Source organism: Shewanella sp. SM74 (genome assembly GCF_025653725.1).
In the GTDB taxonomy this organism is placed as follows: Bacteria; Pseudomonadota; Gammaproteobacteria; order Enterobacterales; family Shewanellaceae; genus Shewanella; species Shewanella oncorhynchi.
Map to the genome: position 1 here is coordinate 1 of NZ_JAKKRZ010000001.1, position 12,289 is coordinate 12,289.

At 43.0% G+C, this 12,289-nt stretch carries 9 protein-coding genes and 1 pseudogene; 7 read left to right on the forward strand and 3 right to left on the reverse strand.

Annotation, left to right across the window (positions count from 1 at the left end; all coding sequences use genetic code 11):
• Window positions 1–213: pseudogene (locus L5M49_RS00005) on the forward strand (IS30 family transposase); the annotation flags it as partial.
• A gap of 312 nt (window positions 214–525) precedes the next feature.
• Here the strand turns inward: L5M49_RS00005 and L5M49_RS00010 are convergent.
• Window positions 526–1,449: a hypothetical protein gene (locus L5M49_RS00010; RefSeq protein WP_263235497.1), complete on the reverse strand. Its 924-nt coding sequence runs from the start codon at window positions 1,447–1,449 to the stop codon at window positions 526–528.
• A gap of 451 nt (window positions 1,450–1,900) precedes the next feature.
• On the opposite strand from L5M49_RS00010, the gene L5M49_RS00015 reads away from it, so the two are divergent.
• The 4 genes from L5M49_RS00015 (at window position 1,901) to L5M49_RS00030 (ending at window position 4,817) form a co-directional block, all read left to right on the forward strand.
• Window positions 1,901–2,308: a DUF1398 domain-containing protein gene (locus L5M49_RS00015; protein WP_263265215.1), complete on the forward strand. Its 408-nt coding sequence runs from the start codon at window positions 1,901–1,903 to the stop codon at window positions 2,306–2,308.
• Between the two features lie 288 nt (window positions 2,309–2,596).
• Window positions 2,597–3,445 (forward strand): hypothetical protein, encoded by an 849-nt coding sequence (locus L5M49_RS00020; RefSeq protein WP_263265216.1) that lies wholly within the window; start codon window positions 2,597–2,599, stop codon window positions 3,443–3,445.
• A 39-nt stretch (window positions 3,446–3,484) separates the two neighbouring features.
• Window positions 3,485–4,300: a 23S rRNA (guanine(745)-N(1))-methyltransferase gene (rlmA, locus tag L5M49_RS00025; RefSeq protein ID WP_263235490.1), complete on the forward strand. Its 816-nt coding sequence runs from the start codon at window positions 3,485–3,487 to the stop codon at window positions 4,298–4,300.
• 307 nt (window positions 4,301–4,607) lie between these two features.
• Window positions 4,608–4,817, forward strand: a complete 210-nt coding sequence (locus tag L5M49_RS00030) for a cold-shock protein (RefSeq protein ID WP_011789734.1) — start codon at window positions 4,608–4,610, stop codon at window positions 4,815–4,817.
• A gap of 1,003 nt (window positions 4,818–5,820) precedes the next feature.
• On the opposite strand, the gene rne is transcribed toward L5M49_RS00030, so the two are convergent.
• Window positions 5,821–9,261: a ribonuclease E gene (rne, locus tag L5M49_RS00035; RefSeq protein ID WP_263265217.1), complete on the reverse strand. Its 3,441-nt coding sequence runs from the start codon at window positions 9,259–9,261 to the stop codon at window positions 5,821–5,823.
• Window positions 9,262–9,803: 542 nt separating this feature from the next.
• Between rne and rluC the strand changes: the two genes are divergently transcribed.
• Window positions 9,804–10,763, forward strand: a complete 960-nt coding sequence (gene rluC / locus L5M49_RS00040) for a 23S rRNA pseudouridine(955/2504/2580) synthase RluC (RefSeq protein ID WP_105252860.1) — start codon at window positions 9,804–9,806, stop codon at window positions 10,761–10,763.
• 22 nt (window positions 10,764–10,785) lie between these two features.
• On the forward strand, window positions 10,786–11,505 hold the full coding sequence (locus L5M49_RS00045; RefSeq protein WP_131523927.1) for an HAD family hydrolase: 720 nt from the start codon (window positions 10,786–10,788) through the stop codon (window positions 11,503–11,505).
• 163 nt (window positions 11,506–11,668) lie between these two features.
• Here the strand turns inward: L5M49_RS00045 and L5M49_RS00050 are convergent, their stop codons facing one another.
• Window positions 11,669–12,253, reverse strand: coding sequence for a Maf family protein (locus L5M49_RS00050; protein ID WP_263265218.1), 585 nt, complete (start codon window positions 12,251–12,253; stop codon window positions 11,669–11,671).
• Window positions 12,254–12,289: the final 36 nt, after the last annotated feature.

Consider the following 12,289-nt stretch of genomic DNA (forward strand, 5'->3'; position numbering starts at 1 on the left):
CAGGTGTATTTTGCGCACCCTTATCGTTCTTGTGAACGTGGTGCGAATGAAAACGCCAATGGATTACTGCGGCAGTACGTCAAAAAAGGGGTTGATTTGAGGCTAGTGAGTAATGAATTAATCGAATTTGCTCAGAATAGAATTAACTATCGACCCAAAAAGTGTTTGAAGTTTAAGCAGCCTGCGGTGGTGTTTCACCAGTTAGCTGCTTAATTGTCGAGTGTCGCACTTCGGAGTTGAATTCGGGGATAATCTTACCGATGTAGATGCGCGCCCACATAACAGTTTCCTAAGGCATTTATCCCCTATGCCAGGTCGCTCAGTGGCTATTGGTGTCAGAGTGCAATTCTAAAAAGTTTCCTTCAAGGCTAATGGCCTTGAAGGTTTTCGTTTGATTTCTAGATACCCAAGGCCAAAAATCTAACCTCCTTCAATTCAAGCCGCGACTTGCTGTTTTTTATCCCATTTTCCGAGAGATTTTTTTAAGTCATGACGGACCCAAAGCGTTTATCTGATGAAGCCTATTCAATGATATTTCTTACATAATATGGAAAAGTCATCCATTGGATTGAGTAAGAAATCTTTACCGACAATGGAAGTCATTTCTGATTCAGATATAAAAGGATTGTCAATTTTTAAAACTAATCGTTGATTAAATTTACTTTTTATCAAAAAATCGCAATGGCGTTGATAAAATAACTGGTCAAATTGACCATTATCGATAATTCTCTGGAGGCCAATTTGTATTCGCTGAGCTAAGCGAGGTTTGTTAGGTGAAACATAATAATATGTCGCTAGCGGAATATGTAGCATGATGCTTTCATCAACAACGAGATCTGGATATTGTTGATTAAACTGCTTAACCTCTTGAAAGACTTCATTCACTCCGCGGCCAAATGTTATAAACCGTCCTTTTGATAACATATTAAATAAACTGTCATATTGATTGCTTTCTATAATCTTAAATCCTGCTTGTTGCATGGCAACTTTAGTTGACCATTGGCTACCTGAACCAGTATCAAGAGCAGTTAACTGCGCTAGCGAGGTGATTTGGGCTAACCTAGGTACATTTTCCTTTTTAATAATAAAAATTCTAAATCCCTGAATGCCTTTTCTAATAGGAATTTTTATTGGAATAAGCTGTTTATTCCACTGTAGGTTAGAGGCTTCTGCAATAACATTGATGGTTTCACCCTCTTGTAATGCTCTGAAGATACGATTTCGACTCATTATTAGATCTGAGACTTGCAGTGATGCTTCACCAAAATCGGCTTTGGTTGCATCAATAACTAATTGTAAAAGGTCATAAGTATACTGATATCTGTGATCAAGCTTGGATTCTGACTGATTGATAATGAATTGATCATTAGCATAAGTGACGGGTATGTTTGCCAAGACCCACAGGGAAAGAATACAAAAAATAATGCCCAGTCGCTGTAAATTATCCATCAATAAACTCATTACTAGAGGTTGAAATTGATTCGGTGTGCTTATTTTAGCAGTAGCCTAGGTGGCTTGCGGGATAAAGAAACTGATGATGAGCGTAAATGATACATTTTTTTAGTTTGGGTTTATGTGAGTTGTAAATCAATTTAGACAGCCCAACGGTGTTGGCACTGGGTGCGAGTGGCTCGCAGAATATTTTAAAGTCCTTATGTTGTTTGGCCATAGTGTTTTTAATATGGCTTTACGTTATATATGCATAAACGTGTTTGTAGTCTGGCAACGATTTTGGGGAAGTTTGAAGGTCGTGTTTATTGCGTTAATCATTTATGAGTACGTGCTTTGAGCGTTTAACCAGCGCTGGCGCATGCTCCACGTTTTTACAGTGCTATCACTTTGGCTCTACTGCTGATGTTAAACATATAAATTGACCACTCAAGACCCAGAGAGGACATCAATGAACTCAGATAAAATTTTAGAATCTGCGCAAGCAACCTTGTCTGGGTTAACACCATTTCCTCAAATTGTCGGCAATCTTATTGCTGAAGGTGTCGAGTATTACTATGTAGACTATGCCACGAAGTCATTTACTTTCTATAGCGCAGCAGGTTCTACAGTGCAAGCACCTTTATCATTTGAGGGGCTTCCATTAATTGCTGAAAATTTTAATGTGATTGAACTCAGAGCCGCCATCTTGGATAGTCAGCAGCATGGGCAAACATTTCGGCTTTTCTGCCAGCGCGCTATGAATGCTGGAGTTCAAGGTTATTTCGTGTTTTTGCGAGGTAAACGTGTAACCTATTTTGGCCGTCAAGGTGACCAGCATACAGAATGGTTTTCTGGCGCTAAGCCGAGCAATGTCTAACAATGCTGACTAGGCTCGCCACTTTCTGGGCTGGGTGCATCGTGAGTTTTACATTGGGTGAATGGTTACGTGAAGTTCATTGTATACGTCACTTACATCTTCCTGTGCTTAACGTTATAGATCACTGGAGGCATAAATATGCTACCACGCAATGTCACTACTATTTCTCGAATGCCGATTTACGGCATCATGAAGATTAAGTCATATCTTGCGAGGGTAATGGTTTACGGGGTGATTTTAATTGGTATTGGACGGTACAATTGCGGTTAAATAGGAGAATAATGTCTTATGTACCATCAATTTCTAAATGAACCTATGGTGCTTGATATTGAAAAGGCATCAATACTCACATTACGGCTACCCGACGATGTGAGTGATTTTATTGTGTCACAGGCGATCAATGCCCCTTTACTAGAGATTATCGTTATAGCTGAAGCCGGAATTCAGCAAAATATAGTCATCCGCTTCCAGCCGTTTATGGGTCTTAAGGTCGAATCGTTACCGCAAAGTCCTCAGGCTTTCAATACACCAATAACCCGCAGCCTTGGGCAAGGTTTTAGGCTTTATACACGGATGGGAACTGCTGCGAAATTTTGTGCGGCTGAATTGAGGCGAGGTGTATCTTTTACCTTAGATACGACTCGTCATTTAGATGCAGATAATGACTTAATAGGTGCAGATAGTTACTTAACTTTTGCCTTACAAGCCAATTCAAAGTTTGAGTTAGTACCCTTAGAAGCGGATTTGCGGGTTTTGCATGAGCCCAAAGCGTTAATGGTTGCTAAAGCACTGTTAGCAAGGCACTACGACTATGCCGCATCATCTGAATCTCTTGCAATTTACATGACCGAAATCGAGCAGGTTAGATTAGAATTGCAGTCGTTTATGCGCGGGGAGCTTGGTCAATGTCACGCCAGTCTTGCTGATGAAGTATTAAGGATCGATCCCTTGCTACTGCAGAAACAACAATGGTTATTTAGAACCTATACCCATATGTTTGAGCGACCAAACTACAGCCGCGCTGCTAATGATGTTGATAACACTGATAAGCTATTAAGAAAATTAGAGTGTTATGAATTACTCGCTTCACCGGAATTGACCCTGATGGTAGATCGATTGATGGAAGACGAAACATAAACTTTTTACCCAAATTTAGCTAAATGATAAGAGTCCATTATGTATTATTTATGTCCCCTGTGTGCCGCCCCACTGACGTTAACGGAGCGAACTTGGGGTTGTTCACAGCAACATAAGTTTGATATGGCCAAAGAAGGCTATGTCAACTTATTGCCTGTACAGAAGAAAAACTCAAAAGATCCTGGTGATAATAAACAGATGATGTTTGCTCGGCGTGAATTTTTAAACGCGGGTTACTATCAAGGTTTGAGTGATAGAGTGAATGAGCTCGCACTTGAGTTTGGTGCCGAAGCAAAACAAATCCTCGATATAGGCTGTGGGGAAGGGTACTACAGTCAACGTTTATTCCATGTGTTGAGCCAGCACCATGATTGCAATTTACAAGGTATAGATATTTCTAAGTCTGCGATTAAATATGCAGCTAAACGTTACCCTAATTTGCAATTTTGTGTCGCAAGTGCCTATGAAATGCCAATCGCATCCCAAAGTGTCGATCTTGCCATTCGTATTTATGCCCCTTCAAAAGTAGAAGAGTTACAACGAATTATGGCTGATGGAGGCTTACTGATAACGGTTTCTCCGGGACCTTTACACCATTTTGCGTTGAAACAACAAATTTATGCTGAGCCAAGATTACATCCCGTTTCCACAGCGCATATTGCTGGATTTGAGTGTCTTCATCAGGAACGCTTAATCTCCCAGTTAGAGCTGGCAAATAGTGAACATATCGCTCATTTTTTAGAAATGACGCCCTATGCCTGGAAGTTTACTCATGCCCAAAAGCAAGCATTTGCGTTGCAAGGACTGAACTGTGAATTGGATTTCCAAATTGAAGTGCATCGGATTTCAAAGTAAGCGATAAGATTAAGCTATTGAAATAAATTATTTAAAATGCTTAACTGTACCGGCTAAACAGCATGAACCTAGTGTTCTGCTAGCCGGTTGCAAAACCGTAAAGTAGATTTAGGCAAAATAAATAATCCAAAGTGTCGCAGTGTGTTGACTTATCTTTAGAATGGTTTATAGTCTTATCAGCTTGAAGGTTGGGCTTATATTTATGTGTTCAATACGACCAGTTCGTCCTGTAAACATAAGTAATACCGGCATTTTCCAGCTCCACCCGCCGTTAAGGCTTTAATTTTTTATTTACAGGATTTATATTATGTCTCAAGTTACTGGTGTTGTTAAGTGGTTCAACTCTGACAAAGGTTTCGGATTCATTGAGCAAGAATCTGGTCCAGATGTATTCGTACACTTCCGTGCGATCAACTCTGACGGTTTCAAAACTCTTGATGAAGGCCAAAAAGTGTCTTTCACTGTGACTCAAGGTCAAAAAGGTCCACAAGCTGAAAACGTAACTATCATTGGTTAATTTTCAGTGCTGTTAGCCTAGAGCTGATAGCAATGGATTAAAGGGCTATGGTTAATTCCGTGGCTCTTTTTATTTGTGCGAAAATAAGATTTCATTTAGTTTAGATTGTTGAATCCAGTATAAGCGACGAGATCCACTTAACATGTCGCATTAATTTAATGCTTAAATCTGAAGTTAATCATCTAATCTTTCTCTGTTAGATCCCAATTTTGATATCTCCAAAATTTTCAATAAAACCATTTGATACACTCTCCTTATTTTTACCCCTGTAACATTCAATTCCATTATATGCTAACTCTTAACGCTTGCTCTTATCGAGTTTATTTTTTGCGTAATCTTATATTCAATGTCAAACGCGAATGTGTCTAATCATTCATTTTTTGTAAATCAGTGGCTTCAGATATTGCCGAATATGATTGGTGCATTTACATTTCTTGCACTTAGTTATCCTACATATACTAAGCTGCACCTAAGGCTGAAAGCCTTGTAGTAAAGAGTTGAGGCTGGCAAAGCATTTAGTGCTTGATATTAAAGAACACTAGCTTATTTATGATGTAGTTTGGAGCCGACCAAAAAATGAATATTGCTATTGAGATGCCTTGCATTTCGTACATTTAAGCATTTCCGACAGAAGCTTTAGGTTGCTAATCCAACTTAATTATCGGCTACTTTATAGCGGAATAATGTTCTCCCTCGACTAGTTTCCCTAACTTATAAAGGAGAGGTCTACAGTTAGCACTAAATGGATTAAGTGCCCTTTCTACTGGCGGTATTGACCTAATATTTTGTTAGCATGTTTATTGCTTCTAATGTGACGTTAGTGACAATACAAGAATACTTAAAGTTGAGAACTATATACCGAGGATCTTTTGATGGGTTATGTTATTCAAGGGACTACGATTAAGCCGAAAAATGGATAGAGCTAAATTTAAATATTGTGGAGTATTAAGTGTAAATAAAAAAGCCATGCAATTGCATGGCTTTTCTGGTTTAGCTTAAGTGATTATGGACGTGCCATATCAGACTCTGCACCATTAGCGAGTTTGATTTTGGCAGTAGACTCTTCGTTCGCAGTATTCTCATACTCTCGTCCTTTAGGGACTGCCACTTGTTCTCTCACTTCAACGACAGGCTTGGTCATATCCGAAGACACCATAGAGCCAAAGCGGCTGGCCGCTTTCGGCTTGCTGACAACAACTGCATCCGTGATTTGCGGTGTTGTTGGAGCTGTTTGTACTGTGGCTTGAGGCTTAGCGATAGCAGCCGGTCTGGCCATTGGCGCAGAGGCTGTTGCTTTCACGGCTTCTTTTACTTCAGCGCTCGGTGCAACACTTGGCTCGACAAGTGTTTCGGGTTTAGCTGCTTCAGTTTTGGGTACTGCTACTGATTTAGTCACTGAGCTTTCAACTGATGGGACTGCAACGACTACGGCTTCAGCAGTCACGCTGGTCACCTGAGTTTCAACGATTGACGCAAGGTCAACTTTTACGTCAGCAGCCTTTGGCTCTTCCGCTTTCGTTTCAGTGGTTTTAGTCACAACAGGTTTAGTTTCAACTTGCTGAGTTTCAACTGCTGCAACGTCATTTGCTTGAGGCTGAGGCTCAACTTTTGCTTCTACTTTAACAACAGCAGGAGCTTCAACAGCTGGAGTTGAACTGGTTTCAGCTATTTCGACGTCAGCAGTTTTAACGGCCGGTTCAGTTACCGCTGTTGTTTGAGTTGCAACAACAGGAGTTTCCACTCGAACACTGACGATTTCGCTTGGGTACTCTTGGTCCGCACCTAATTCGTCATTAGGAACGAATTGCGCTGGCGTTGATGTCCCTTGGTCATCTTCGTCGCGACGACGACGTTGACCCGCTGCACGAAGGTGGCGAGGGCTACGACGGCTACGACGTTGACCATCTCTTTGCTCGCGTTTTGATTGATCATCAGCATTCGCATTTTCGTTGTCTGCATCAACTTCGCTATCTTGCGATACAGCATCCGCTGCTACAGTATGAGCTGCTGTGTCAACCAAGGTGTTTTCAGCTACGTTAACAGCATCAACAGCAGGTGTTTCTACTACAGTAGAAATTACAGTTGTCTCTTCTAGCACAATATTTTCTTGCGCTTCTTGAGCAGGTGCAGCTTCCTTACGAGGCTGGCGACGTGTTCTTGGCGCTTTAGTTTCTACTGGCGTTTGGGCAATGACTTCAGCTTTGGCATTAACACTGATAGTACTTGCCGCTGCGGCGTTAAGGGCTGCAATTTCCGCTAACACTTCTGCGGCATCTTCAGGTGCAATTGGGATCGCATTATCTGGCGTATTATGGCCATTATCGATACGCACCTTACGACGCATGTTACGGCGCTGACGACGCTCGCGGGCGACTTCTTGCTTAGGGGCATCATCTGCTTCAATGTCGGCAACAACATCTTTTGGCGCTTGTACGCGTGGCTTCGGTTCAGCTTTAGCTGGACGTTTAGCCGTTTCTTCTTTTTCGCGAACTGGACGTTCTTGTGTGCTGACTACTGCATCAGTCGGCTTTTTTGGATTGCGGCTACGCGGCTCACGAGTGCCTTCTTTTGCTTTGTCGGCATCTTGGGCATTGCGTGGGCGGCGAGTGTCATTACGACGGTTACGGCGATTTGCGTTAGCCGCACTGATATCCGTTGATTTAGTTTCAACAACTTTTACGGGTTCAGCTTGTTCACTTGGCGCAAACATGGCACTGATTGCACTCACAAGCTTGCTGAAGAATCCTGGTTGTGGCGCTTCAACTTTCACCGTTGGTGATGGGGCTTGTTCTACTTTTTGTGGCGCTGCAAAACCTTTTAATGCCGGAATAGGCGCCGCAGTACGTTCCAGTTTGCGTGGCTCATACAATTTGGCTTCAGGATGCTCTATACGCTTATAGCTTGATTCACTGATTTCATCATCACTACGGTGACGGATCACGCGGTAATCAGGCGTCATCATGTGTGCGTCAGGTATCACATACACTTCGACATCGTGACGCTGTTCTGTGATGCGAATGGCTTTGCGTTTCTCGTTTAACAAGAAAGCTGCAACATCCACAGGCACAATCGCTTCGATTTGTGAGGTGTTTTCTTTGATGGCTTCTTCTTCCATCAAACGTAAAATTGACAGTGCTAAAGACTCGGTACTGCGAATCGTGCCTTGGCCATGACAGCGAGGGCAGATATGCGCTGCAGATTCTTCTAAAGAGGGGCGCAGACGTTGACGCGACATTTCCATCAAACCGAAACGAGAAATGCGACCTAACTGCACGCGAGCACGATCATGGTGCACAGCATCACGTAAACGGTTTTCAACTTCACGCTGATGACGCACTGGCGTCATATCGATAAAGTCAATAACCACTAAGCCCCCTAAGTCGCGGAGACGCAATTGACGGGCAATTTCATCGGCGGCTTCGAGGTTAGTGTTAAGTGCTGTTTCTTCAATATCGCCGCCTTTAGTGGCACGGGCAGAGTTGATATCGATTGAGGTTAACGCTTCAGTTGGGTCGATAACAATCGAACCGCCAGATGGCAGACGTACTTCGCGTTGGAAGGCGGATTCAATTTGTGATTCGATTTGGAAGTGAGTGAATAATGGCACTTCAGCTTCGTACAGTTTTACGCGCTCAACGAAATCAGGGCGAACTAAGGCGATATGTTGCTTCGCTTCTTCAAAAATACGTGGATGATCGATAAGGATTTCGCCCACGTCACGGCGTAAATAGTCACGAATAGCGCGAACTATCACATTGCTTTCTTGGTGAATTAAGAAAGGTGCGCCTTTAACTTGTGAAGCTTCGGTGATCGCCGCCCAGTGGTGTTGTAGAACTTTTAAGTCCCACTTTAACTCGGCAGATTCTTTGCCTACACCCGCAGTACGCACGATAAGACCCATGCCCGCAGGCACTTCTAAGTCAGCCATCGCTTCTTTTAGCTCAGTGCGTTCATCACCTTCGATACGACGAGAAATCCCGCCAGCACGTGGGTTGTTTGGCATTAATACTAAGTAAGAGCCTGCAAGGCTGATGAAGGTCGTTAAGGCTGCACCTTTATTGCCGCGTTCTTCTTTGTCAATTTGGACAATAACTTCCTGTCCTTCACTGACCACTTCTTTGATGTTTGGGCGACCTTGGAACGAATATCCCTTCGGGAAATATTCTCTAGCGATTTCTTTCAGTGGCAAAAAGCCGTGACGATCGGCACCGTAGTCGACGAAAGCGGCTTCTAAAGACGGTTCTACGCGGGTAATTTTACCTTTGTAAATGTTTGATTTTTTTTGCTCATGACCTGGGCTTTCAATGTCTAGATCATACAGTTGTTGCCCATCAACAAGGGCAACACGCAACTCTTCTGATTGAGTTGCATTGATTAACATACGTTTCATGATGACGTCATTCTTCTTTAAATAGAGGTCATCAAACATCGCGCTTCGCTGCATTACGGGCCTAGCAGTAGATCAACTGAGCCTCACGGCTGGTGGCTAGGCAAGAGGTGCGCATTACTGTTAGACGCAGTCGCTGCGTGTCGCATCCTATTTATGGCTTATTTTTTAATGATTACAAAAACAAGGAATTCGTTGTAAAACATCAACCAACCCCATAAATTCTTTAGTTTCGTTCCGGTAATGCCCAAGTCGAATCGGTTTGTCTGACGACAGGTCAAAATATCCTTCGAAATCGGGGAGGAAAACCTAGGGTAAACCTTATTAAAGTAAGGTGACTTTCTCGATTTAATCGTAAAAAACGCATTTGTGGTATTTTTACTCTGTATACGATTTGCAAATCAATGATTTGCTATCAAGAAAATCTTTTTTTATCCGTTAAATTTTCCGCTTGGGATCAGGGCGTTGTGAACACTTTATTCACGGCTTATCCCTAATCGCTGGTGAAATATAGCAATAATCAAAAAATTCAGCAATGGAAAGGCACAATTCTTCTCAGTTGTTGTACAATGGCGACCGTTATAATTAGATGGCGCATCATGAATATAGAATCCACCCCACAACAGGTTCAGTTGATCACGATTGATGAAGATCACTTCGAACAGCGTATCGATAACTACTTAATGACCAAGCTGAAGGGCGTGCCGAAAAGCATGATCTATCGCATTGTCCGCAAGGGCGAGGTTCGAGTGAATAAGAAACGCATCAAACCCGAGTACAAGTTGCAGATTGGCGACATAGTACGTATTCCGCCAGTCCGCGTGGCAGAGCCGGATAACCGTACCGCACCATCGGCGAACTTAAGTAAAGTCTCGCAACTCGAAGATCGTATTTTGCATGAAGACAATCATTTGATCGTGCTGAATAAACCTGCTGGCATTGCCGTGCATGGTGGTAGTGGAGTCGATTACGGTGTGATTGAAGCATTGCGTTCACTGCGTCCTCAACAAAAGTTTTTAGAGCTAGTACATCGTCTCGATAAAGATACTTCGGGTGTGTTGTTGGTGGCGAAAAAGCGTAGCGCGCTTAAACATCTGCATGATCAGCTTCGGTATAAAAAGATGCAGAAAGACTATTTGGCCTTAGTTAAAGGTGAATGGTCTGCTCAAGATAAAGCCGTTAAACAGCCTTTATTGAAAATCACCCTCAAATCCGGTGAGCGCATTGTGCGTGTTAATGCTGAGGGTAAACCTTCAGAAACGCGCTTTAAAATTATGCAGCGTTACCAAGGTTGTACTTTAGTGAAGGCAAGCCCTGTCACTGGACGTACTCATCAAATTCGGGTGCATTGTCAATTTGCCGGTCATCCAATCGCCTGTGATGATAAGTACAGCGAGCAAGGATTTGACGATAGCATGCGTGCATTAGGCTTAACTCGACTCTTTTTACATGCCGCTGAATTGATGTTCATTCATCCAGAAAATGATGAAGTGATGCGGGTTTCAGCGCCTTTAGATGAAAATTTGTCGCAATTACTCGATAAGTTAAAGCGTGCGTAATCGACGGGGATAGGTTTCAAGGATGAAGATAAAGCAATACGATTTAGTGATTTTCGATTGGGATGGCACTCTGATGGATTCCATCGGTAAAATTATCACTTGTATTGAAAATATGGCTAAGGCATTGCAGTTACCTATCCCAACTGAAAGTGACATTCGCGATATTATTGGTCTTTCTATGACAGAAGCGCTGCGAGTCCTGTTCCCACAGGGACTTAATTGCAGCGCTTCTTCTGCCAATTCTCAGCATCAGCAGCATTCTAATAGTGCATTCAGCCAAGGCGAAAATGATCAATATCAGCAAATGCGCGCTGAGTTTAAAGCACAGTATTTGCATTTAGACACCACGCCAACTCCCTTGTTTGTACAAACTCCAGCTTTAATTGATGACTTGCATAGCCAAGGCTATAAGTTAGCCGTCGCAACTGGTAAAGCCCGTGCGGGACTTGATCGCGTCTTTGAGCAAACAGGCTTAGGTCGATACTTTGTTGCATCACGCTGCGCCGATGAAGTGCACAGCAAACCCCATCCTGAAATGATCTCAAGCTTGCTGAAAGAATTGAATATTGCACCGAACAGAGCCTTAATGGTGGGTGATTCTCTGCTGGATTTAACCATGGCGGCCAATGCAGGGATTGATAGCGTTGGTGTGACCTATGGCGCTCACAGTGCCGAAAAGTTGCTGCGGGCAAAACCTATCGCCTTGATAGATTCACCAAAGCAATTACTGCAATACCTCTAACACTGCTATTTAATGCTGGAGCGGCAATACATGCCGCTGCGCATGAGACTTCCTTATCACTTTTATTTACGTCTCATCTTCTCGTCGATGAAACGACTCAGTAGCTCGGTATTTTTGATGCGTGTCATCGATTCAATAAACAGAACAAAGCCTTGGCAAACGTTTAAGCAAGAACGTCTACACCTTGGGCTAACAGCATTTCCGTCAGTAATATCAGTGGTAAGCCAACTAAGGTATTGGGATCGCGCCCTTCGAGCTCTGTAAATAACGCGATACCTAAACCTTCGCTCTTAAAACTCCCCGCGCAATAATAAGGCTCTTCTTTTTCAATGTAAGCCACAATCTGCGCATGGCTAAGGTGCCTAAAATGAACCGTGAAGGGTTCAACCTCGGCGGCCATAGCGCCAGTTTTGGCATTATAGAGTGCAAGACCAGTATAAAAGGTGATGGCCTTGCCTGAGGCTTGAGTGAGCTGCGCGACGGCATTATTAAAATGATGGGGTTTACCGATAATCTTGCCATCAATGACGGCAACTTGATCGGAGCCAATAATCAGACCATCGGGGAATTGTTCTGCTCCCGCGACGGCTTTTGCTTTGGCTAATCGCAGCACTAAAGCATGGGCCGATTCTTCGAGATACGCCGTTTCGTCAATATTAGGACTGCAGCATTCGAAGGGTAACCCGAGTTTTCGCAGTAAAGATTGTCGATATATAGACGTCGAAGCTAAGATTAATGGGGTTGGCATAATGAGATATCCGCAAAAGAGTGACTCATATTGTGA